Origin of the sequence: Vibrio sp. EJY3 (assembly GCF_000241385.1) — a bacterium.
Lineage (GTDB): Bacteria > Pseudomonadota > Gammaproteobacteria > Enterobacterales > Vibrionaceae > Vibrio > Vibrio natriegens.
Genome location: NC_016614.1, coordinates 597,907 through 620,652 on the forward strand (window position 1 = coordinate 597,907; position 22,746 = coordinate 620,652).

The window sequence follows — 22,746 nt, forward strand, 5'->3', positions numbered from 1 at the left end:
TTCTATCTGTTTGCCCAAGCCTAATTCTAAAGGCAAAGATAGACAATCACATTTGATGAAGGGTTACCAGTTGGACAATGGATTCAGAATCCATCCAGTTCGAACACGGTAACCCTCGCTTTAGTTTGAGAACGGTTAAGCCAATAGTTCTCTTCTAACGATGTCCGCTCCGGCACTTAGGGCATTAAGTTTGCCTCTCGCTATTTGTCGAGACAACGGTGCCATACCGCAGTTGGTGCAAGGGTAAAGCTTATCGGCATCAACAAACTCAAGTGCTTTTCTCAACGTATCGGCGACTTCCTCTGGTGTCTCAATCGTATCGGTTGCGACATCAATTGCCCCAACCATCACTTTTTTACCACGAAGAAGTCCGAGTAACTCGATAGGCACTCGAGAGTTGTGACATTCTAATGAGATGATATCGATATTAGATTTTTGCAGCTTTGGAAAGACTTCTTCGTATTGACGCCACTCAGAGCCCAACGTTTTTTTCCAGTCGGTATTGGCTTTGATGCCATAGCCATAGCATATGTGGACAACCGTTTCACATTTCAGGCCTTCAATGGCTCTTTCTAATGCTGCGATTCCCCAATCATTGACTTCGTCAAAGAACACATTAAACGCAGGCTCGTCAAATTGGATGATGTCCACACCCGCAGCTTCGAGTTCTTTTGCTTCTTGGTTGAGTATTTTGGCAAATTCCCAAGCCAGTTTTTCACGACTTTTATAATGATCATCGTATAGCGTATCAATCATCGTCATAGGACCTGGCAATGCCCATTTGATGGGTTTATCGGTCTGCTGGCGCAAGAACTTAGCATCTTCGACAAAAACTGGCTTTTGGCGAGAAACAGGGCCCACTACGGTTGGAACACTCGCATCATAGCGATCACGAATTTTAACCGTTTTGCGATTCTCAAAATCAACGCCGCTGAGATGCTCAATAAACGTCGTTACAAAGTGTTGTCGCGTTTGTTCGCCATCGCTAACAATATCAATATCTGCGAATTGTTGTTCCTGCAAAGAAATACGTAACGCATCTTCTTTACCGGCCGTTAGTTCTTCACCTTGTAATTTCCAAGGTGACCAAAGTGTTTCAGGTTGAGCGAGCCAAGAAGGTTTAGGTAAACTGCCTGACGTCGAAGTAGGTAATAATTTTTTCATAATAAAGGCTGCTGTCTATATTCGTTGATTATAAAGCGTAGTTAACTGACCAATTCTCAAGAATTGTTTTATATGGTTTGATGAAATGTTCTTCAGTAAACTTGCCCTGTTGAATAGCTAACTGGCTACGTTCTTCTCGGTCATAAACAATTTGAGTTAATGAATGATCCAGGTTATTCAAGTTTGGCTGATAGCGCTTTCCTGCCGTCGAATTAGCATTATAAATCTCAGGACGATATATTTTCTGGAAGGTCTCCATCGTACTGATCGTACTAATGAGCTCAAGATTGGTGTAATCATTGAGTAGATCACCAAAAAAGTAGAAAGCTAAAGGCGCGACACTATTTGGTGGCATAAAATAGCGAACCTGTAAGCCCATTTTCTTGAAGTACTGTTCAGTCAAAGAAGACTCATTAGGTTGGTACTCAAAGCCCAGCACAGGATGATGGTTCTCTGTACGTTGATAGACTTTGTTGTCTGAAACACTCAAGCAGATAACCGGCGTTTTTTTGAAGTTTTTCTTGTAAGTATCTGAATCTACGAAGCTCTTGAATATCTTGCCATGTAAATCGCCAAAGTTATCTGGAATGCTAAATTGATTTTGGTTCTTGTTATGATCCAAAAGTAATACGCTAAAATCATAATCTCGAACATAAGAAGAAAAGTTATTGCCAACAATGCCTTCAATACGCTCATTAGTTTTATGATCAACAAAGTTCGTTTTTAATATTTCAATCGAGGGGAAGGTTTGACCGCTGCCTTCAATATCCAGATCAACAGAAATTATTTCCAGTTCTACTGAATAACGATCGCCAGCGGGATTATCCCAGCTCGCTAAGGCGTTAAATCGATTGTTAATCATCTTTAAGGTGTTGCGTAAGTTCTCTTGACGACTCTCACCTCTAGCCAAGTTGGCAAAGTTTGTCGTGATACGTGTGTTATCAGAAGGCTGATAATTTTCATCAAAGCAAATGCTATTAATCGTAAATGTAAAGTCTTTATTCATTTTGAGCTGACATCCTATACCTAAGGTAAACCTGAACTTATTCCTAGCTATCTCTGTACTTTCTAAATTTTTTCTGACGTTATCTTTGTTGTTAGTGACAAAAAATCGAGTAGAGATTCAAATTCAATATTATTTTGAGTTATAGATAGAGTGTTTTTTATACCCTTCGTGCCACATGAATTAAAACGCTTTTACTTAATGTGGCACATGAAAAATATTCATGGTGTGGCATAGAGAGGAGGGAGAGGCTCAATAATTTCCTTGTTCTCAGTGTTAAATCTGCTTAATCAAAGCACGTAAGTACCAAGCGCGACGATCACGACAGAGAGATTGATCTCTGCAAGAATGCTGTTATCATTTCAAATGGTTTGAATTCAAATTATATTAATTGAAGTTATTATGAGCAGATTAAAATTCGGTATTCAATTTTCGATTACCTCCCGTTTATGGCGAAGACACATCGACCAACGACTAGCTCAGGTAGGTTTTACCGATGTGAGTTGGTCACCGCTTTTGCACTTAGACGAGTTTGGTGATGGTATCAGTCAAAAAGCGTTGGCATCTTCTGTTGGCATAGAAGGCTCATCACTGGTTCGCCTTCTCGATAGCTTAGAAAAGAAAGGCTTCATCACTCGCCAAGCCGACCAACATGATCGTCGGACAAAACGAATTTATTTAACGAGTGAGGGTCGCCAGCAGGTTTCGGTGTTACGTGGCCATTTGCAAGAAATTGAAGAAGATATGCTGTCTGATATTTCTGATGAGGAGATAAACACCATGCTGGGCGTATTGAATAAGTTAACCACTCGTTTTAAAAGTTAAGTAGTGAGAGGCCGAATGCTGGAGAGATTAGTACACTGGGGATTCGATACCAGCCGTCTTAGTTTTGCGTTTAGGACGGCCGTTGCGTCTTGTGTGGCGTTATTTATTGGATGGTTACTCGGGTTAGATCACCCATCCTGGGCAGCGATGTCTGTTTGGGCAGCCTCCCAGCCAGGGCGGGGCATGCTGATAGAGAAAGGGCTATTCCGTATTCTGGGAACACTTATCGGTACGCTAGTTGGGTTGGCTTTAATGCATCTTTGCGGTGACCAGTTATTTTTGCTGGTTATCGGCTTGGCATTATGGGTTGGTCTATGTACAGCCGCAGGTAATGTCATCCATGGTTTGTTTAGCTACTGTACCTTACTGTCTGGCTATTCTGCTTCACTGGTTGTGCTTTTAAGTGAGGTCAACCACCAAAGCATCTGGACGCTTGGCGCGGACCGCCTTCTCACAGTTCTCACTGGTGTCATTGTGGCACTTGTGGTCGGCCTTGTGTTCGCCCATCGAAGTGACGAGGACGCGCTGATCTGGCGACTTCGAACTCTGACGGTATCCGTACTGCGTGCGTTGCAGCAACAGGTTCGACAAGAGCCGCTTTCTCAGTCCGTCGAACAACTTCTATTGGAAGCTTCACAAATTGAAGAAGCGTTAGATCCACATAGCGCAGGCTCACTTCGTTCTCGTCGTGCCGTCCAATCCATGCGTGCTGTGGTATTTGCGCATGTTTCTCTCTTAACAATACTGGCCGAAAAGCGTCCTGTTCTTCGCAATGATGAGCTGGCGGATTACTTACAAAAAGTCATTGATGCGCATGATCTGAAATCTCCTCTTGAGCAAGTGGTATCTAACCTGACTTATGCCATTCAAGCCTGTAACACACCTCATGTCGCTCACGGACTGGCTGAACTGAAACAAGCGTTATCTGGTAGGCACGCATTTAATCAACACGGTCGAATGACTACCACACAATCGCCTTATCACGTTGTACTTCATCGTGATTGGGTAAGTGCTTTGCAGGCTATGTATCGCACTAGTGCGCTTATCCTTATTGCGGGTTCAGGTTGGGCTATTACCGGCTCGCCGATAGGGGCATACGTTTTACTCGGAACATCTGTAATGGTGACGCTGTTCTCTACCTTTGAGAGTCCGGCACTTATTATGAAACACATCACCTTATGGCAAGTGGTGGCAGTGGCTGCAACTGCTATCTGTCAATTGTTGTTGTGGCCATTGGCGAACTCGGAATGGCAAATGCTAGTTATGATGGTTCCGTTTATTTTGCTCATCACACTTCCGTTTGCTTACCCTAAGGTGATGTCAGGATCGATGGATTATGTGATGATCTTTTTGTTGCTCTCGACACCAAGTTTGCCTTATACCCCTGATGCAGGCGAAATGGCTATCAAAGGCGTCGCAATCATCGCCGGACCGACACTGGCACTATTGGCATTTAAGCTTATCTTTCCAACCAATTTGCTTCGCAGACAACAAGTGCTCATGCAGGCGATGTGGCGTTCTCTTTCCTCTCTAGCTTCAGATACTACGTCTTTCCCGTTTTGGCAGGCGCGTATGAAACACAGAGTTGTTAGGCTAACGAGTATGACTCGAAAAACCAGTCTGGACTGGCCGCAGCATGGTCGTGCAGGGCTCGGGCTTCTGATGCTTGGTCAGTGTGTTGAAAACTTGCGCCGAGAAGCAGCAGAGTCGCCAGAAGGGTATCATCAGTCACGGCATCAGGTTTGGTGTAAGCGCCTGCAACAGGCATTACGTCAGTCACCACAAGACACGTTAGCGCTATTACATCGCTATGCTGAGATGGAGAAACATCGAACGCCACTCCTCAGCGCGCAGGCTTCAAGTGCGGCGGAAGAGTTGGCACAAACCCAGCCACTTTGGAGTCGTTGGGTAGGGTAATTTGTAGGTTTATGATTAGGCTGACTATGATGCAGTGACTCAGGTTGGCTGGCTTACATCGCCAGATTACCCTGAGTTACTGCGTAGTCACTTTATAGGCTTCTCGGTTAAAGGCTTCTAGGATCGCCAAGTGCAAGCGCAACTTTTGACGCTGGCGGTTTACCTAATGCGCGGCAGATTTGCCAACCTGCTTCATTGACAGCGTTGAGATCAACGCCCGTTTCAATACCAAGTTGCTCACACAGATAAAGCACGTCTTCTGTTGCGACATTGCCACTCGCTCCTTTTGCGTACGGGCAGCCTCCCAGACCAGCAACGGCGCTATCAATAGTATTGATTCCAATTAGCAAGGCTTGGTAGATGTTGGCCAATGCCTGCCCGTAAGTATCGTGAAAATGTACTGCGAGCGCATCCTTTGGTAGTTGCATTAACAGCGAATCAAGCATGGCAATAACGCGATTTGGGGTTGCTTTGCCGACAGTATCGCCCAGAGAAATTTCATAACATCCCATATCAAACAGTGTATTCGCTACCGCGGTGGTTTGCTCTGGTTTGATTTCGCCCTCGTAGGGGCAAACCATGGTGCAGGATAAATACCCACGTACAGGAATGTTATGCTGCTGTGCTAACGCTACCACAGGTTCAAACCGCGCGAGGCTTTCCGCAATACTGCAGTTAATGTTCTTCTGGCTGAACGCTTCAGAAGCGGAGCCAAATACCGCAATTTGCTTTACGCCACTTTCCAACGCTCGTTCTAATCCTGCTAAATTGGGGGTGAGCGCACTGTAAACTACGTCTTGTTGCCGAGTGATTCCCGCAAATACTTGATCAGAATCGGCCATTTGTGGCACCCATTTCGGCGAGACGAAAGAACCCGCTTCAATGTGTTTTAACCCGCTGAGGCTCAATTGATCGATTAAGCGGACTTTATCCACCAACGTCACTGCGGTTTCATTTTGCAGGCCGTCGCGAGCGCCAACTTCGACGATATTAACCTTCGCTGGTAGCATACTCGCGCTCCTTATCTACATAGACACTTTCTGGTGCTGAAGCTAAATGCAGCAGTATCGAACCATGCTGTACTTGGTCTCCATGCTGATAAAAAACCTCATCAACAGTAGCAGCTACCGGAGCGGTGATGGTGTACTCCATCTTCATCGCTTCGAGAACTAACAGTGGATCGCCAGCGGCCACTTCGTCGCCTTTATTCACCATGACAGCGGAGATTATGCCGTTAAGTGGCGCGGTTGGGCTAAGCTCATCCTCTTTGCCTTTTGGTGATTCAAAGCTTGGTTGGTGCGCAAATGTACGTTGCTGACCAAGATAAAACAGCGTCGTTTTTTGTTCGTCGTTGAGTGCATTAAAGATGTAACGCACCTCATCAATATCAACGATGAACTGTCCATCTTTTTCAAGCAGGCAGACCTGATGTACTTGATCACCACATTGAATCGTAAATTGGTCAGGATGCTGGAAACCGGACTCCTTAGCAGAATGGTGTAAGCGTACTTGATGGTTAGACGTTGCATCCGTGAAGTTAAATCGATACACGTTCTCAACCGACAGCCTAAAACCTTGCTTAGTAGGGGACGGTAATGATGAATCTCCAGACGTCGAGGTGATATCGTTCCAGCGCGCAATCGCGGCCAATGTGAGCCAGATCGAATCAGACACGTTTTGTTGCTCGTTAATGCCTTGCTGGTGTTGGACCAAGAATCCAGTATCAAGCTCAACATCAGCAAAGGCTGGCTGCGAAATAATGCTGTGCAGATAACCAATATTGGTGGTGACGCCACGCACGTGATACTCAGTTAAAGCCTGTTTAAGCTGTTTGAGTGCAATGTCACGCGTTTGACCCCAAACGATCAGTTTACTGATCATCGGATCGTAGTACTCACTAATGGCATCGCCTTGTGTGACACCACTATCGACACGCACACACGCCAAGCGAACATTGTTGTCTGAAACGGGTTCTTTCAAGTAATCAATGCGGCCAGTCGACGGCATAAAGTCATTCTCGGCGTCTTCGGCGTAAATTCGTAGCTCGATTGAGTGACCGTTATGTGTGATTTCGTTTTGTGAGAAAGGTAAACGCTCGCCAGCGGCAACGTTGAACTGCCATTCAACGAGATCAACACCTGTTATCAATTCAGTGACTGGGTGTTCAACTTGCAGACGGGTATTCATCTCCATGAAGTAGAACTGACCACGGCTATCAAGTAAGAATTCAACCGTACCAGCGCCAACGTAGTCGATCGCCTGAGCGGCCTGAACAGCGGCTTCACCCATTTGCTTACGCAGTTCATCACTCAGACCGGGAGCAGGCGCTTCTTCGACGACTTTTTGGTGACGACGCTGAATGGAACAATCGCGATCAGAAAGATAAACGCAGTTGCCATGTTGATCGGCGAATACCTGCACTTCCACGTGGCGCGGCTGCAATATGCATTTTTCGATAAGAAGCTGTTTGTCGCCAAAGCTTGAAAGTGCTTCGCGCTGCGCACCGTCAATGGCTAACGGCATTTCAGCCGCACTGTTGACTACTCGCATGCCTTTACCGCCACCACCTTGAGTCGCTTTTAGCATCACCGGGTAACCGATTTTTTCCGCTTCTGCCAATAAATGCTCTACGCTGTTGTCTGTGCCGTGATAGCCGGGAACCAATGGTACGTTCGCCTCTGACATGATTGCTTTGGCTTGAGATTTAGAACCCATTGCCTCGATTGCGCTGGTGGAAGGGCCAATAAATACAATGCCATTTTCACTGCACGCTTTCGCCAGTTTCGGGTTCTCCGAAAGAAAGCCGTAGCCAGGGTGAATAGCGTCGGCTTGCCATTTTTTTGCAGCACCGATGATGGCATCAATGTCCAGATACGACTCACTCGCCGGAGCGGGGCCAATAAATTCGGCAAAGTCCGCATGTTTGACGTGCAGGCTGTTGCGATCGGCCTCGGAATAGACGGCAACGGTTTCGATGGCCATGCTTTTTGCGGTTTTAATGATTCGGCATGCGATTTCACCGCGATTTGCAATCAGTATTCTTTTAAACATGATTCCTCCAATGAGCGGCACGCTTTTCGAAAAAAGCAGTCAGGCCTTCTTGTCCTTCTGCGGATACACGAGCAGCAGCTATCGCTTGGCTGGTGTATTCAATTAATGAGTGGTCGATAGGTTGGTTATCACAACGTAAACAAAGTGCTTTTGCCGCCTGCATGGCTTGCGGACCATTATTAATCAGGTGATCAACCATACGATTGACCGCCTCTTTTGGCTGGGGATCGATTTGATGAAGAATGTTCATCGAAAGCGCAGTCTCGGCATCAATCAGTTCCGCGGTTAAAAAATAGCGTCGGCTTTGTCGTTGTCCAATCGCTCGGATTACGTAAGGTCCGATGGTCGCGGGCAATAAGCCGAGTTTCACCTCACTCAAACAGAAGCGGCTCTCAGGTGTGCCAATGGCAATATCGCAGCAGCAAATCAGCCCAAGCGCACCACCAAATGCTGCGCCATGCACCATGGCAATCGTTGGTTTACTGAAGGTATCCAGCGTATGCAAAAGTTTTGCTAGTTGCTGTGCATCTTGAAGGTTTTCACTTTTGGTTTTGGTTGCCATTGACTGCATCCAGCCAAGATCAGCCCCCGCAGAAAAGTGTTTTCCCTGTGCAGTTAACACCAGTGCACGGAGAGAATCTTCCTTTTCGAGTTGCTCTAGTGTCTCAATAAGTGAGGCAATCAATTTGTCATTAAATGCGTTGTGCTTTTCTGGCCGATTCAGGCTCAACCAGGCAACGCCATTGCTGTCTTTTTCAAGCAGTAGTCCGGTCATGTGACTTCCTTTGTCTGACATTTCAGTCTGATATTCCAATGCTCGCTAATCAGCACTTTATTCATCATTGATGGATAGCGAGGAGTTAAGGTTTGCTTTGTATCCGACTACATACGGAAGATGCCAAATTTGCTGTCTGGTATCGGTGCATTAAGCGCAGCAGACAGAGCAATGCCGACAACATCTCGGGTTTTCGCGGGATCAATAATGCCGTCGTCCCACAGACGAGCACTGGCGTAGTACGCGTGGCTTTGCGTTTGATATTGCTCCGCAATTGGACGCTTGAACGCTTCCTCTTCCTCTGCGCTCCAGCTTTCACCTTTGCGCGTTTTAATATCACGGGTCACTTGCGCCATTACACCCGCAGCTTGCTCGCCACCCATAACGGAAATACGCGCATTTGGCCACATCCACATCATGGTTGGATCATAAGCTCGGCCGCACATACCGTAATTGCCCGCGCCATACGATCCACCAATAACAACGGTAAATTTAGGCACGTCCGCACATGCCACAGCGGTCACCATTTTTGCGCCATGCTTAGCGATGCCTTCTGCCTCGTATTTCTGACCGACCATAAAGCCTGTTATGTTCTGCAAAAAGAGAAGTGGAATTTTTCGCTGTGCACACAGCTCAATAAAATGGGCGCCTTTTTGTGCCGACTCAGAAAATAGAATGCCGTTGTTAGCAACGATCCCAATCGGCATACCGTGGATATGAGCAAAGCCACAGACTAAGGTCTCACCGAACAAGGCTTTAAATTCATCAAATTGTGAATCATCAACAATTCTTGCAATCACCTCTTTTACATCAAACGGCTTTTTAAGGTCGGTACCGACGATGCCGTAAAGCTCCTGCGCAGAGAAACGCGGTGTTTGTGGTGCTTTTTGCTTAAGTTGGACGGGTTTCAAGTGGTTGATTTGAGAGACAGCTTGTCTTGCGAACTCTAACGCATGGTGATCGTTTTCTGCATAATAGTCGGCTACGCCAGACGTACGGCAGTGAACATCGGCACCGCCAAGATCTTCTGCACTCACTTCTTCACCAGTCGCTGCTTTTACAAGAGGTGGACCCGCTAAGAAGATCGTACCTTGCTCTTTTACGATGATGGAAACATCACACATGGCAGGAACGTACGCGCCGCCAGCAGTACACAGCCCCATCACGACAGCAATTTGTGGGATGCCTTTGGCCGACATACGGGCTTGGTTGTAGAAAATACGACCGAAGTGGTCTTTGTCTGGAAATACTTCGTCTTGGCGGGGTAGGTTAGCGCCGCCAGAATCGACTAAGTAAACACACGGAAGTTGGCATTTTTCTGCAATTTCCTGAGCTCTTAAGTGCTTTTTAACGGTAAGTGGATAGTAACTGCCGCCTTTTACCGTCACGTCGTTGGCGACGATCATGCACTCTGTGCCGTCTATCACACCCACACCTGCAACCACTCCGGCGCATGGAACGTAATCAGGGTACACATCCCAGCCAGCAAACTGACCGATTTCTAAAAAGGACGAACCTGGATCGAGTAGGGCCAGAATGCGCTCTCGAGCAGGGAGCTTGCCTTTCTTCTGCTGATGTTCTCGCGCTTTTTCGCCGCCACCGTCCTCTATTTGCGCGGTCACGGTATAAAGTTGATCCACAAGTGACGCCATAGAGCGGTAGTTTTCCTGATACTGCTCTGAGTGGGTATTAATATTGGTCGTCAAAAAAGCCATAAATAGCCGATCTCCATTCGGAGTGACAGGCACAGATTGCCTGTCACCAATTTAGGTTGAACAATGAAATGTGTTGAGTCAGTCCGCCTGAGGTTGAATGATAACTAGGCGCTTTCGTTAAACAATTCGCGACCAATAAGCATGCGTCGGATTTCCGAAGTACCCGCGCCGATTTCGTACAGCTTGGCGTCACGAAGCAGACGACCCGTATCAAACTCATTGATATAGCCGTTTCCTCCGAGTAACTGGATCGCATCCAAAGCCATTTTGGTTGCCAGTTCCGCGCTGTAGAGAATCGCACCAGCGGAGTCTTTACGTGTGGTTTCACCGCGATCACAAGCGGCTGCCACAGCGTAAACGTAGGCTTTAGCAGCATTCATTTGTGTGTACATATCCGCGATTTTCGCTTGCACAAGCTGGAATTCGCCAATGGATTTGCCGAACTGTTTACGGTCGTGGATATATGGCACAACGATATCCATACATGCCTGCATAATGCCAAGCGGGCCGCCGGCAAGCACAACGCGTTCGTAGTCCAAACCGCTCATCAACACTTTCACGCCTTGGTTTTCTTCACCAAGAATGTTTTCAGCAGGGACTTCGCAGTTTTGGAATACCAATTCACAAGTGTTCGAACCGCGCATACCTAATTTGTCGAGCTTTTGCGCTTGAGTGAATCCAGGGTACTCACGTTCTACTATAAAGGCCGTGATGCCTTTGGAGTGCTGGCTTGGATCGGTTTTGGCGTAGACAACATAGGTGTGTGCATCCGGACCGTTAGTGATCCACATTTTGTTGCCATTTAGCAGGAAGATATCACCTTTACGTTCGGCTTTAAGCTGCATGGATACCACATCGGAACCTGCGCCAGGCTCGCTCATGGCAAGAGCGCCAATATGTTCACCGGAGATGAGCTTAGGCAGATATTTCTCTTTTTGAGCTTGTGTCCCGTTGCGGTGGATTTGGTTAACACAAAGGTTGGAGTGCGCACCGTAGCTTAAAGCAACCGAAGCTGATGCCCGGCTGATTTCTTCCATCGCTATCACGTGGGCGAGGTAGCCCATGTTTGCGCCACCAAACTCTTCGCTGGTGGTCACACCTAAAAGACCCATTTCACCTAATTTGGACCAAAGATGGTTTGGAAAGTCGTTAGATTGGTCGATAGATTGCGCGAGAGGCGCAATTTCTCTTGCAGCAAAACTATTGATTTGCTCGCGAAGCAAATCGGTATTTTCGTCATAAACAAAGTTTAGGGAAGAGTAGGTAGATTTCATTGCGTGTCCTTGCCTTTACGTCACCTACATCCCAGTGCTTAGGTGTCAGGTGACTTTTTCGCCTTTCATGGTTCTCAGTGTGTTTTGGCATCGCAACTGCGCAGCATTTAATTCCATCATTACCGCTTGAATGTCATTCGCCTGCTGTTGCAATGCTGCCTTCTTCTCTTCGATCAACCGAATCATATAGTTCAACTGCTCAGTACTTTGATCGGTATCGTAGAGTTCAAACAACTCTTTGATATCTGCAAGAGAAAAGCCTAATCGCTTACCTCGCAAAATCAGTTTTAGTCGAATTCGATCGCGACCATTGTAGATTCGAGTGTTGCCTTTACGTTCTGGAGTTAGCAGACCTAAATCTTCGTAAAAGCGAATACTTCGGGTTGTAATATCGAACTCTTTCGCGAGCTCACTGATCTTAAATGTATTCATTCTTTAACCTTACGACTTTCGTATAACATTTATCCGAATATACAATTCGTTAACGTTAAAGTAAATAACTAGTGAACACTCTTGAGCCTTGATATTACTGACGTTTACCCGAAACTGACGATTCACTCGAACAAACAATAACCTCAAACTTGACGTTAACGTAAATGTTAGTATAGTTATGACGTAAACGTCAACAAAAGGTTAATAGAATGAAAAACGAAACATGGATTGTTGCCGCTAAACGAACGCCTATCGGTGCTTTTCAAGGGGCATTAGCTTCAACCGATGTCACTGAACTCGGGGCGACAGCCATTCAGGGCGCTTTAGCAGAAAGTCAGCTTGATGCAGACAAATTAGATGAAGTACTGATGGGCTGTGTGCTTCCAGCAGGTGTGGGACAAGCACCTGCAAGACAGGCGAGTTTAAAAGCTGACATGCCACAATCCATCGGTTGTACCACGCTGAACAAAGTGTGTGGGTCGGGCATGAAGACCGTGATGCTTGCTCATGATCTTATTCAATCTGGCAACGCGCACGCGGTTATTGCTGGTGGTATGGAAAACATGTCTTCGTCTCCTTATCTATTAAAGAAAGCGCGCGAGGGTTTCCGTTTAGGTCACGAACAAGTGCTCGACCACATGTTTTATGATGGTTTACAGGATGCCTATCAAGGCGAGCTGATGGGGGTCTTTGCTGAACAAACAGCGCAAAAGTATCAGTTTAATCGTGAAAGCATGGATTCTTGGGCGCAGCAATCGGTGACTCGTGCGCAGCAAGCAATTGAGCAAGGTTTGTTCAAAGAAGAGATCGTGCCTGTTAACGTGAAAAGTCGACGCGGCGACATCTTAGTTGCCGACGATGAGCAACCGAGCAAACTCGACGTTGCCAAAATTCCAACTTTGCGCCCTGCGTTTGCTAAAGATGGTGGCATAACAGCGGCAAACTCAAGCTCCATTTCAGATGGCGCGTCGGCAATGGTATTGGTCGATAGCGAGTTTGGTCGTCAGGAAAACCTTCAACCTCTGGCGAGAATCGTGGGTTACAGCACACATGCAAGGCTGCCAGAAGAGTTCACCATCGCACCTGTCTTTGCGATTGAAAAACTGCTGGAAAAAACGGGCTGGGACAAATCGGACGTTGACCTTTGGGAAATTAATGAGGCCTTTGCTGTTGTCACTCAATACGCAGTGAAAGTGCTCGAACTCGATGAGAACAAAGTTAACCCGCGCGGTGGTGCTTGTGCGTTAGGTCATCCTATTGGTGCCAGTGGTAACCGCATCCTCGTGACGTTGATTCACGCGCTTAAGCAAACTGGCGGAAAACGTGGCGTTGCATCGCTTTGTATTGGTGGCGGTGAGGCAACCGCGATCGCGATTGAAATCTGCTAATTCATTCTCAACAAAGTTTCACTTACATAACAGTAGTCAGTAACAAGCTGAAAAATACAAGGATGTCATCATGACAGAACAAGTAAAGCAGTATATCGGTGGTGAATTCGCCATCTCCGACTCAAAACAATGGCTAGATGTAACCAACCCGGCAACCAATGAAGTGATTGCACAAGTACCTTGTGCCACGGAATCAGAAATGAATGCGGCGATCGCCAGCGCAACAGAGACGTTTAAGCGTTGGAAAGAAGTGGCTGCACCGGAGCGTGCAAGATTGATGCTGCGTTACCAACATCTACTAAAAGAGCAGCACGACGAGTTGGCAATATTGCTTTCAAGCGAGACAGGTAAAACCCTAGCGGATGCTAAAGGTGATGTTTGGCGCGGGATTGAAGTCGTTGAACAAGCTGCAAACATTTGTAGCTCAATGATGGGCGAAACGGTTGAGAATGTCGCAACGAATATTGATGGTTACTCTTACATTCAACCACTTGGTGTTTGTGCAGGTATCACTCCGTTTAACTTCCCTGCGATGATCCCATTGTGGATGTTCCCTATGGCGATTGCGTGCGGCAACACCTTTATTTTGAAACCGTCGGAGCAAGTGCCGCTAACCGCGATGAAACTGGCTGAACTGTTTGAACAGGCCGGTGCACCAAAAGGTGTATTGCAAATTGTCCACGGCAGTAAAGAGCAGGTTGACCGCATTCTTACCGATCCAGTCGTCCGCGCTATCTCTTTTGTTGGCTCTGTGCCGGTTGGAGAGTACATCTACAAAACGGGCACTGACAACCTAAAACGCGTTCAGTCATTTGCTGGTGCGAAGAATCACATGGTTATTATGCCTGATGCAAATAAACAGCAAGTGATTAATAACCTTGTTGGCGCGTCAGTTGGTGCCGCAGGTCAGCGCTGTATGGCGATTTCAGTGGCGGTGTTTGTAGGCGAAACCAAAGAATGGATTCCAGAGCTTAAAGAGGCGTTAGCTCAAGTTCAGCCAGGTGCGTGGGATGATGAATCAGCGGGTTATGGACCGCTTATTAGCCCGCAAGCGAAACAACGTGTGGTGAACTTAATTAATGAAGGCAAAGAATCTGGCGCGAACTGTGTTCTGGACGGTACCGACTGCCAAGTGGCTGGTTTTCCTGACGGCAACTGGGTGGGTCCAACACTGTTTACCAACGTGACGACAGACATGTCGATTTATCAGGAAGAGATTTTTGGCCCAGTGTTGCTGACCATGGAAGTGGATAATCTGGACGAGGCGATTGAGCTTATCAACGCGAACCGTTTTGGTAACGGTACGTCTATTTTCACAGCGAATGGCGCTGCCGCGAGAAAGTATCAGCACAATATTGAAGTGGGTAATGTGGGTATTAACGTGCCAATCCCAGTTCCGTTGCCATTCTTCTCATTTACGGGTTGGAAAGGCAGTTTCTATGGCGATTTGCATGCCTACGGTAAACAAGCGGTTCGCTTCTACACTGAAACGAAAACGGTCACCGCACGCTGGTTTGAAGATGACATTCCAAGCGGTCCGAACATGACCATTCAGCTTAGCTAATTACCCACGTTAACAGTATATGGCCAAGCTTATTCCTGCTTGGCCTAGATTCAAATGCAATGAATTAGACCTTAGGACTTCAAGATGGATTTTGAATTAAACGAAGATCAAATCGCATTCGCAGACGCAGCTAAACAGTTCGCAGAACAGATGCTTGCACCGCACGCCGCAGAGTGGGATGAAAAACAACACTTCCCTAAAGATGTACTTCGTCAGGCGGGTGAACTGGGTTTTTTGAGTATCTATACGCCACCTGAGCACGGTGGCCTGGGGCTTTCCCGTTTGGATGCTGCGATTATTTTTGAACAATTGGCGATGGGTTGTACGGCAACTACAGCGTTTATGACTATCCATAATATGGCAACCTGGATGATCACCAGCTTTGCCAAACCGGAAGTTGCTCAACAATTTAGTGGTGAATTGATCACGGGTGAAAAGCTCGCTTCTTACTGCCTCACTGAGCCAAATGCAGGTTCTGACGCGGCATCTCTGACGACGAGTGCAGTGCGTGATGGCGATGAGTTTGTTTTGAATGGCGCAAAAGTGTTTATCTCTGGCGCGGGTGATACGGACGTACTCGTTGTTATGGCTCGCTCTTGTGGAGAAGGTGCTGGCGGTGTATCTGCTTTTGTTGTACCTGCTGACAGCGAAGGCATCAGTTACGGTAAGAAAGAAGCCAAAATGGGCTGGAACTGCCAACCAACGCGCATGATCACCTTCGAAAACGTCCGAATTCCGGCTGACTACTTGTTGGGTGAAGAGGGTGAAGGCTTTAAATTCGCTATGCTCGGTCTTGATGGTGGCCGAATCAATATCGCTACCTGTTCTGTTGGTACGGCACAACAAGCGCTGAACGAAGCAAAACAGTACATGACAGAGCGTAAACAGTTTGGACGTTCACTAGCTCAATTCCAGGCGCTGCAATTCAAGCTGGCGGACATGGCAACAGAGCTGGTCGCTGCCCGTCAAATGGTGAGACTTGCGGCTGCAAAACTCGATGCTCAACACGCAGAAAAAAGTGCGTACTGCGCAATGGCGAAACGCTTTGCAACGGATGTGGGCTTCAAGGTTTGTGACGAGGCACTGCAAATTCACGGCGGTTATGGCTACATCAAAGAATATCCAGTTGAGCGTCACTTCAGAGACGTTCGTGTTCACCAAATTCTTGAAGGTACCAACGAAATCATGCGTCTTATCATCTCAAGACGCCTACTCACGGAAGGCGTTGAGCTGGTTTAGCCTGCGCAGTAGAGCTTTACCTTAAAGAACAAAAGGGATTGAAAGATTATGACAGCACAAATCAAATTAGAGCGTGAAAATCACATTGCCAAGCTAACCATCAGCAATCCACCTGCAAATACGTGGACGCTTGAGTCTTTGAATCAGCTTAAAGAGTTGGCAATTGAGCTCAGCAACGATCGCTCTATCTACGCTTTGGTACTAACGGGTGAAGGGGAGAAGTTCTTTTCTGCTGGTGCGGACCTTAACAACTTTTCATCCGGTGACAAATCGCAAGCGGCGGATATGGCGTTTGCATTTGGTGAAGCGTTTGAAGCCTTGTCAGCGTTTGATGGGGTGTCTATCGCGGCGATCAATGGCTATGCAATGGGCGGTGGTTTGGAAGTTGCGATGGCTTGCGACATTCGTATCGCTGAAGAGCAAATACAAATGGCGTTACCAGAAGCGTCGGTTGGCTTATTGCCTTGTGCCGGAGGAACGCAAAATCTCACTGCGTTAGTCGGTGAAGGTTGGGCGAAGCGCATGATCCTATGTGGTGAACGTGTGACAGCCGAGCGAGCAGAGAAAATTGGTTTGGTTGAAGAAGTCGTTGAAAAAGGACAAGCGTTGGAAACCGCAATGGAACTGGCACAGCGTGTCGCGGGTCAATCGCCTAAGTCTGTATCTGCTTGCAAAACACTCATTCAAAATCGACGTAGCCAGACACATGCGGCAGGGCTGGTTTTGGAACGTGAATTGTTCTTACAGCTTTTCAATACGCAAGATCAGACAGAGGGTGTGAACGCTTTCTTGCAAAAGCGTAAGCCAAACTGGACCAATAGCTAAGGAGTCACCATGGCGAGCAACGTAGAGATGACCAGCAAAGTAAACGTGTCAAAGCTAGAGTGTGCCGATGGTTCTGTCATTGGTGTACTGGAGTTAGATAATCCAGCGGCGCTCAACGCACTGAGTTATGTAATGATTGAGCAGCTATACAATCAGCTGCTTGAGTGGCAAATCGATGACAACATCGTTGCGGTGTGTTTGCATGCGAAGGGTGAAAAAGCATTCTGTGCAGGTGGTGATATTCAAGCCATTTACCGCGCGTTAGAAAACAAAGAGCAAGATTTTAACTCTGCACTTTCCGCGATGAAGACGTTCTTCGATCTTGAATATCGCTGCGATCACCTGATTCATACCTATTCAAAGCCGATTATCGCTTGGGGACATGGCTACCTGATGGGTGGTGGGGTCGGTCTGTTTATGGGCGCAAGTCATCGCGTGGCGGAGACCAACACTCGCTTTGCGATGCCAGAAATCAAAATTGGTCTTTATCCGGATGTGGGCGCGACCTACTTTTTGAATCAGTTACCAAAACACTACGCGCTGTTTCTTGGTTTAACTGCCTGTCAGATTAATGCGACCGATATGAAAGCATTAGGGTTGAGCCAATGGATTACCCAGCCTGAAAGCAAAGGGGATTTCTTCTCTCAACTGTCTGATATCAATTGGAAAAGTGAGGCAGACATTAACGAGAAGATTGCGACACTACTTCGTACTTTAGAAGTCGACGAACCGGGCGAGGGATTGATGTTACCTCATGCTAACTTGATAGAGCAGCTTTGTCGTGGCGATTTACCAACGATAGCTGACGCGATAGCCAACGCTGATGTGGATGATAAATGGTTCGTGAACGCGCAGAAAGCACTCAGTTATGGCAGTCCTCTTTCACTCAATCTTACTTACCAACAATTGACTCAGTATCAGGGGCTGTCTTTGGATGCTTGTTTTGATATGGAGTTTAATCTCACATTGCGTTGTGGCTTAGAAGGTGACTTTAGAGAAGGGGTTCGTGCGCTCATCATCGATAAAACCAATCAGCCAACGTGGATGCACAAGAGTGTTGTCGATGTGACACCACAAGAGCTGCAACGCTTTTTTGCACCCATTGATTCAGTGGATTACCCACTCAAAGACACGCAATTGGCGACAGCTGAACTTTAGTTGAACGGAATAGTTAAACGGATTAGCGACAAGGAAGAGACAGAACATGGATAAAATAGCATTTATTGGTCTTGGCAATATGGGCGCACCTATGGCTAAGAACCTGGTTAAAGCCGGTTTGAAGGTTGAAGTATTTGATTTGAATCCGAACGCCGTGGCGGAACTGACCGCACTTGGCGCTTCGAGTGCTGATTCTGTTCAGCAAGTCGTTCAAGGTGCGGGCATTGTCGTCACTATGTTACCTGCTAGTCAGCACGTAAAAAGTGTCTATCTTGGTCAGGATGGCATTTTAGAAAGCGTTGAGTCTGGAACATTGCTGATTGATTCATCCACCATTGATCCCGCGACCGCGCGTCTGGTTGGTGAAAAGGCACAGCAGTTAGGCATCAGCTTTGTCGATGCACCGGTTTCGGGAGGTGTGGCTGGCGCAGCAGCAGGGACACTGACATTTATTGTTGGTGGAACACAAGAGAACTTTGTTCAGGCTAAAGCGTTGCTTTGCCATATGGGAAAAAACATCTTCCATGCGGGTGACGCTGGTGCTGGTCAGGTGGCGAAAATCTGCAATAACATGATGCTGGGTATTCTGATGAGCGGCACTTGTGAGGCACTTAACCTCGGTATCGAGAACGGTCTCGATCCTAAAGTGCTGTCTGACATTATGCTGCAAAGCTCAGGTCGAAACTGGGCGTTAGAGCTTTACAACCCGTGTCCTGGCGTGATGGAGAATGCGCCGGCGAGTAATGGCTATCAAGGTGGTTTTATGAGTCAGCTTATGGCGAAAGACCTCGGTCTTGCTATGGAAGCGGCAGTTGCCAGTCAAACTTCAACGCCAATGGGTAGCGTGGCACGCAATCTATTTAATTTTCATAACGGTCAGGGCAACGGACAAAAAGATTTCTCTAGCTTGTTTGAGTTCTACCAAAAGCAAAACCAAGCCTAAGGAGCGCTTATGGAGTTAGCAAATAAGGTTGTTGCGATTACAGGTGCTGGGCAGGGGCTTGGCAAACAGATGGCATTATCGCTGGCAGAAAGCGGAGTGAACCTCGCGTTAATCGATCTCAATTTGGAACAATTGAGGGAGACACAGGCAGAGTGTGAATCTCTGGGCGTTAATGCCCGAGTTTATGTGACGAACGTGACAAACGAACAACAGGTTTGTGCGGCATTTGAGCAAATTGAAGCGGACTTTAAACAGCTCAATGGCGTGATTAACAACGCTGGCATCATGCGTGATGGTATGTTCATTAAAGTGAAAGACGGTCAGATCACGCCAATGTCTCTGGAGCAGTTCCAGTCGGTTATGGACGTAAATGTCACGGGTACTTTCTTATGCGGACGTGAAGCGAGCAAAGTGATGCTCAACACCGACAGTAAAGGTGTGCTTATCAATATATCCAGTGTGGCTCGTGCTGGGAATATTGGTCAAACCAATTACTCTGCCTCCAAAGCAGCAGTGGCGACAATGGCGACGGTATGGGCGAAGGAATTAGGACGATTTGGTATTCGCTCTGTTGCTATCGCGCCGGGCGTAATCAAAACGGCGATGACGGACCAGATTAAACCAGAAGCCATGGATAGGCTAATCAAGATGATTCCTGTTGGTCGTTTGGGGCTTGCTGATGAAATCTCCGCGACCGTGAAATATGCATTAACTAACGAGTTCGTGACCGGAAGAGTATTAGAAGTAGATGGTGGTATGCGAATGTAACCTCACTCACAAGGCTAACAATGTTCGTTGTATTGTTAGCCAACATCAAAATTTCCTCATTGATGGCAGTTGCATAAGCCCGGATTGAGCTTCTCTATCCGTTTTACGTTTCATGCCAATTTATCTTTCCTGTTTCTCTTTACATCTCTTTAAGTGCTTTTTCTAAAACCGTTTACGGATCACACTTTTGAATCGCCGTTATCGGGCATGAAAAATCCTACTTCATAGCGACCAATAATTGTGCAAATGAAAATTATAATGTTATGAGACTGTTACCACATGGCGTGGGCAATGTTTGTGCAAACAGAACAGTATCGGTGCAATCATTAGTGTACGATGTAAATTTTTTGTGTTGATAAATTTGAAAATTAATCTACCCGAAAATTAAAAAACACAAAGATAATAATTTTACGTCTATAATATATTGAAAAATAAAGATTAAATTTCTTTGGTTAAGCTGTTTATCGCCTTTTAATGAGTCATTTTCAACACATCATCTCTGTGTCTCAAAGCACAAATTTCCAACATTCTTCGGATGAATCTACAAAAAATAGTTTGAGATCGAACTAAAATTCAGGCATTTTATATTTAACTAACCGTTCAATTAAAAATGAAAGGGGATGAAATGCCGAAGGTGGGAATGCCTGAAATCAGGAAGCCACAGCTGGTGAAAGCGACAATGTCAGTGATTGATAGGGTGGGCTTACATGCAGCGAGTATCTCGTTGATCAGCAAAGAAGCTGGCGTATCAACGGGTATCATCAATCATTACTTTGGTGGTAAGCACGGGTTATTGGAAGAAACGATGCGCGAGATCCTTCGCCAGCTTTCATTCACGATCACGAAAAAGCTTCGTGAGCTGCCGGCTGATGCTCATCATCAACGTATCAATGCCATTATTGACGGTAACTTTGTCGGCTTTCAGGCTGAAAATAAAGTGGCCAAGACATGGCTAGCCTTCTGGTCTTATTCGATGCATGACGAACAGCTAAAGCGTCTGCAACGTGTAAACGAACGACGTCTTTTGTCCCATCTAAGAAGAGAATTAAAAGCACTATTAAGTGCAGAGCAAGCGGAATTAGTTGCTCACGGGATTGCGTCACTCATTGATGGAATATGGCTACGCGGAACGCTCAACCCGCAAGGCATCGATGCAGAAAAAGCAAGAGTCATCATCAACGACTATCTCGAAAAGCAGCTAACGTACTACTCACAAAAAATTTAAAAGTCACAGGTCTTCAAAATGGAAATGAAAACACATTACATCGACGGTGCAATGTACACCGGAAGCTCTGAAGAGCATTTCACCACATACAATCCGGCTAATGGTGAGCCGTTAGCCAATGTTAAACAAGCAAATCAGCATGATATGGAAGCGGCGGTTGAGTCTGCAAAACGTGGCTTTGAAGTATGGTCTGCAATGACGGCAATCGAACGTAGCCGTATTCTTAACAAAGCCGTTGCGATTCTACGCGAACGTAATGACGAATTAGCCGCACTAGAAGTAGCGGATACAGGTAAGCCAATCCAAGAAGCAAACGCTGTTGATATTACGACAGGTGCTGATGTGCTGGAATACTATGCGGGCTTAGCGCCTAGCTTACAGGGCGAACAACAGCCGCTAAACGAAAACCAGTTTTTCTACACACGCCGTGAACCTTTAGGCATTTGTGCGGGTATTGGTGCTTGGAACTACCCAATTCAAATCGCAATGTGGAAATCCGCACCGGCGCTTGCTGCGGGTAACGCAATGATTTTCAAACCATCGGAAGAAACGCCGCTGACAGCACTTAAACTGGCTGAAATTTACTCAGAAGCGGGCATGCCTGACGGTGTATTTAATGTTGTGCAGGGTGATTACCGTGTTGGCCAAATGCTAACGGCGCATCCGGATATTGCGAAAGTCTCGTTCACTGGCGAGTGCGGTACAGGCAAAGTCGTTATGGGTGACAGCGCGAAAACACTTAAGCAAGTCACCATGGAACTGGGCGGTAAGTCACCACTGATCGTATTCGAAGATGCAAAACTGAATGATGCAGTATCGGCTGCCATGGTTGCAAACTTTTACACTCAAGGTGAAGTATGCACCAACGGTACCCGCGTATTTGTTCATGAATCCATTTACGACGAATTCGTGGCGCAGCTTAAAACTCGTACTGAACTGCTGGTTGTCGGTGATCCCCTTGATGAAAACACGCAAATTGGCGCTCTAATTTCAAAAGAGCACGAAGGCAAAGTGTTGTCTGCAATTGAAGAAGCGAAAGCAAGCGGCGCGACTCTGCTGACTGGTGGTTACAAAGTTACGGAAAATGGCCTTGCTAACGGTAACTTCGTTGCTCCAACGGTATTTATCGGCTGTGACGATAGCATGAGTCACGTACAGCAAGAGATCTTTGGTCCTGTTATGTCTGTGCTTAAGTTCAGTGATGAAGCTGAGGTTATCGAGCGTGCGAACGACACGGAGTATGGTCTGGCAGCGGGTGTCTTCACGCAGAACCTCTCTCGTGCACATCGCGTTATTCATAAAATTCAGGCGGGTATCTGCTGGGTTAATGCCTGGGGTGATTCTCCGGCAGAAATGCCAGTAGGCGGTTACAAGCAATCAGGTATTGGCCGCGAAAACGGCGTCGAAACACTGAAGCACTATACGCAAACCAAGAGCGTACTAGTTCAACTGAGCGATTTCGAAAGCCCTTACGCTTAAA

Annotated in this window: 19 protein-coding genes; 11 read left to right on the plus strand and 8 right to left on the minus strand. The window is 46.7% G+C overall.

The genetic code is table 11. The features are described 5' to 3' along the window. Positions 1-135: 135 nt before the first annotated feature. Together VEJY3_RS18615 and VEJY3_RS18620 are read right to left on the minus strand one after the other, a co-directional pair. The gene (locus VEJY3_RS18615; protein WP_014233963.1) at positions 136-1,164 is read right to left on the minus strand and encodes a methionine synthase; all 1,029 of its coding nucleotides are present in this window, start codon (positions 1,162-1,164) and stop codon (positions 136-138) included. Between the two features lie 28 nt (positions 1,165-1,192). Beyond that, on the minus strand, positions 1,193-2,170 hold the full coding sequence (locus VEJY3_RS18620) for a DUF1852 domain-containing protein (protein WP_014233964.1): 978 nt from the start codon (positions 2,168-2,170) through the stop codon (positions 1,193-1,195). A gap of 399 nt (positions 2,171-2,569) precedes the next feature. On the opposite strand from VEJY3_RS18620, the gene VEJY3_RS18625 reads away from it, so the two are divergent. Beyond that, positions 2,570-2,992, plus strand: coding sequence for a MarR family winged helix-turn-helix transcriptional regulator (locus VEJY3_RS18625; RefSeq protein ID WP_014233965.1), 423 nt, complete (start codon positions 2,570-2,572; stop codon positions 2,990-2,992). Positions 2,993-3,007: 15 nt separating this feature from the next. After that, positions 3,008-4,909, plus strand: coding sequence for an FUSC family protein (locus tag VEJY3_RS18630; protein ID WP_014233966.1), 1,902 nt, complete (start codon positions 3,008-3,010; stop codon positions 4,907-4,909). A gap of 107 nt (positions 4,910-5,016) precedes the next feature. Here the strand turns inward: VEJY3_RS18630 and VEJY3_RS18635 are convergent, their stop codons facing one another. The 6 genes from VEJY3_RS18635 to VEJY3_RS18660 form a co-directional block, all read right to left on the minus strand. Continuing rightward, entirely contained in the window at positions 5,017-5,919 is a 903-nt protein-coding gene (locus tag VEJY3_RS18635; protein WP_014233967.1) for a hydroxymethylglutaryl-CoA lyase, read from the minus strand. Further along, positions 5,900-7,960 (minus strand): acetyl/propionyl/methylcrotonyl-CoA carboxylase subunit alpha, encoded by a 2,061-nt coding sequence (locus VEJY3_RS18640; RefSeq protein WP_014233968.1) that lies wholly within the window; start codon positions 7,958-7,960, stop codon positions 5,900-5,902. Before VEJY3_RS18640 ends, VEJY3_RS18635 begins: the two co-directional genes overlap by 20 nt. Then, complete coding sequence (locus VEJY3_RS18645; protein WP_014233969.1) at positions 7,953-8,735, minus strand: enoyl-CoA hydratase-related protein; 783 nt, start codon at positions 8,733-8,735, stop codon at positions 7,953-7,955. Before VEJY3_RS18645 ends, VEJY3_RS18640 begins: the two co-directional genes overlap by 8 nt. Positions 8,736-8,842: 107 nt before the next feature. Next, complete coding sequence (locus VEJY3_RS18650; protein WP_014233970.1) at positions 8,843-10,450, minus strand: carboxyl transferase domain-containing protein; 1,608 nt, start codon at positions 10,448-10,450, stop codon at positions 8,843-8,845. A 104-nt stretch (positions 10,451-10,554) separates the two neighbouring features. Next, positions 10,555-11,724, minus strand: a complete 1,170-nt coding sequence (locus tag VEJY3_RS18655) for an isovaleryl-CoA dehydrogenase (RefSeq protein WP_014233971.1) — start codon at positions 11,722-11,724, stop codon at positions 10,555-10,557. A 45-nt stretch (positions 11,725-11,769) separates the two neighbouring features. Then, complete coding sequence (locus VEJY3_RS18660; protein WP_014233972.1) at positions 11,770-12,156, minus strand: MerR family DNA-binding transcriptional regulator; 387 nt, start codon at positions 12,154-12,156, stop codon at positions 11,770-11,772. 209 nt (positions 12,157-12,365) lie between these two features. Here VEJY3_RS18660 and VEJY3_RS18665 point away from each other — a divergent pair, with 209 nt between their 5' ends. From VEJY3_RS18665 to betB, 9 genes are all read left to right on the plus strand, one after another. After that, on the plus strand, positions 12,366-13,544 hold the full coding sequence (locus VEJY3_RS18665) for a thiolase family protein (RefSeq protein WP_014233973.1): 1,179 nt from the start codon (positions 12,366-12,368) through the stop codon (positions 13,542-13,544). Between the two features lie 70 nt (positions 13,545-13,614). Further along, positions 13,615-15,108 (plus strand): CoA-acylating methylmalonate-semialdehyde dehydrogenase, encoded by a 1,494-nt coding sequence (locus VEJY3_RS18670; RefSeq protein ID WP_014233974.1) that lies wholly within the window; start codon positions 13,615-13,617, stop codon positions 15,106-15,108. Between the two features lie 84 nt (positions 15,109-15,192). Continuing rightward, positions 15,193-16,347 (plus strand): acyl-CoA dehydrogenase family protein, encoded by a 1,155-nt coding sequence (locus VEJY3_RS18675; protein ID WP_014233975.1) that lies wholly within the window; start codon positions 15,193-15,195, stop codon positions 16,345-16,347. A 48-nt stretch (positions 16,348-16,395) separates the two neighbouring features. Continuing rightward, a complete protein-coding gene (locus tag VEJY3_RS18680; RefSeq protein ID WP_014233976.1) occupies positions 16,396-17,172 on the plus strand; it encodes an enoyl-CoA hydratase in 777 nt (258 codons plus the stop codon). A 27-nt stretch (positions 17,173-17,199) separates the two neighbouring features. After that, on the plus strand, positions 17,200-18,330 hold the full coding sequence (locus tag VEJY3_RS18685; protein ID WP_041170471.1) for an enoyl-CoA hydratase/isomerase family protein: 1,131 nt from the start codon (positions 17,200-17,202) through the stop codon (positions 18,328-18,330). Between the two features lie 46 nt (positions 18,331-18,376). After that, positions 18,377-19,273 (plus strand): 3-hydroxyisobutyrate dehydrogenase, encoded by an 897-nt coding sequence (gene mmsB, locus VEJY3_RS18690; RefSeq protein ID WP_014233978.1) that lies wholly within the window; start codon positions 18,377-18,379, stop codon positions 19,271-19,273. Between the two features lie 9 nt (positions 19,274-19,282). Then, a complete protein-coding gene (locus tag VEJY3_RS18695) occupies positions 19,283-20,041 on the plus strand; it encodes an SDR family oxidoreductase (RefSeq protein WP_014233979.1) in 759 nt (252 codons plus the stop codon). A gap of 625 nt (positions 20,042-20,666) precedes the next feature. Next, a complete protein-coding gene (betI, locus tag VEJY3_RS18700) occupies positions 20,667-21,266 on the plus strand; it encodes a transcriptional regulator BetI (protein ID WP_014233980.1) in 600 nt (199 codons plus the stop codon). 18 nt (positions 21,267-21,284) lie between these two features. Next, complete coding sequence (gene betB / locus VEJY3_RS18705; protein WP_014233981.1) at positions 21,285-22,745, plus strand: betaine-aldehyde dehydrogenase; 1,461 nt, start codon at positions 21,285-21,287, stop codon at positions 22,743-22,745. Position 22,746 lies beyond the last annotated feature (1 nt).

Excerpts from the sequence above, each read along its gene's own strand:
- VEJY3_RS18660 (WP_014233972.1), bottom strand. The coding sequence starts at position 12,156 with ATGAATACATTTAAGATCAGTGAGCTCGCGAAAGAGTTCGATATTACA.
- VEJY3_RS18625 (WP_014233965.1), top strand. The coding sequence starts at position 2,570 with ATGAGCAGATTAAAATTCGGTATTCAATTTTCGATTACCTCCCGTTTA.
- VEJY3_RS18635 (WP_014233967.1), bottom strand. The coding sequence starts at position 5,919 with ATGCTACCAGCGAAGGTTAATATCGTCGAAGTTGGCGCTCGCGACGGC.
- VEJY3_RS18680 (WP_014233976.1), top strand. The coding sequence starts at position 16,396 with ATGACAGCACAAATCAAATTAGAGCGTGAAAATCACATTGCCAAGCTA.
- mmsB (WP_014233978.1), top strand. The coding sequence starts at position 18,377 with ATGGATAAAATAGCATTTATTGGTCTTGGCAATATGGGCGCACCTATG.
- betI (WP_014233980.1), top strand. The coding sequence starts at position 20,667 with ATGCCGAAGGTGGGAATGCCTGAAATCAGGAAGCCACAGCTGGTGAAA.
- VEJY3_RS18685 (WP_041170471.1), top strand. The coding sequence starts at position 17,200 with ATGACCAGCAAAGTAAACGTGTCAAAGCTAGAGTGTGCCGATGGTTCT.
- VEJY3_RS18675 (WP_014233975.1), top strand. The coding sequence starts at position 15,193 with ATGGATTTTGAATTAAACGAAGATCAAATCGCATTCGCAGACGCAGCT.
- VEJY3_RS18645 (WP_014233969.1), bottom strand. The coding sequence starts at position 8,735 with ATGACCGGACTACTGCTTGAAAAAGACAGCAATGGCGTTGCCTGGTTG.
- VEJY3_RS18665 (WP_014233973.1), top strand. The coding sequence starts at position 12,366 with ATGAAAAACGAAACATGGATTGTTGCCGCTAAACGAACGCCTATCGGT.
- VEJY3_RS18615 (WP_014233963.1), bottom strand. The coding sequence starts at position 1,164 with ATGAAAAAATTATTACCTACTTCGACGTCAGGCAGTTTACCTAAACCT.
- VEJY3_RS18650 (WP_014233970.1), bottom strand. The coding sequence starts at position 10,450 with ATGGCTTTTTTGACGACCAATATTAATACCCACTCAGAGCAGTATCAG.
- VEJY3_RS18640 (WP_014233968.1), bottom strand. The coding sequence starts at position 7,960 with ATGTTTAAAAGAATACTGATTGCAAATCGCGGTGAAATCGCATGCCGA.
- VEJY3_RS18670 (WP_014233974.1), top strand. The coding sequence starts at position 13,615 with ATGACAGAACAAGTAAAGCAGTATATCGGTGGTGAATTCGCCATCTCC.
- betB (WP_014233981.1), top strand. The coding sequence starts at position 21,285 with ATGGAAATGAAAACACATTACATCGACGGTGCAATGTACACCGGAAGC.
- VEJY3_RS18630 (WP_014233966.1), top strand. The coding sequence starts at position 3,008 with ATGCTGGAGAGATTAGTACACTGGGGATTCGATACCAGCCGTCTTAGT.
- VEJY3_RS18655 (WP_014233971.1), bottom strand. The coding sequence starts at position 11,724 with ATGAAATCTACCTACTCTTCCCTAAACTTTGTTTATGACGAAAATACC.
- VEJY3_RS18695 (WP_014233979.1), top strand. The coding sequence starts at position 19,283 with ATGGAGTTAGCAAATAAGGTTGTTGCGATTACAGGTGCTGGGCAGGGG.
- VEJY3_RS18620 (WP_014233964.1), bottom strand. The coding sequence starts at position 2,170 with ATGAATAAAGACTTTACATTTACGATTAATAGCATTTGCTTTGATGAA.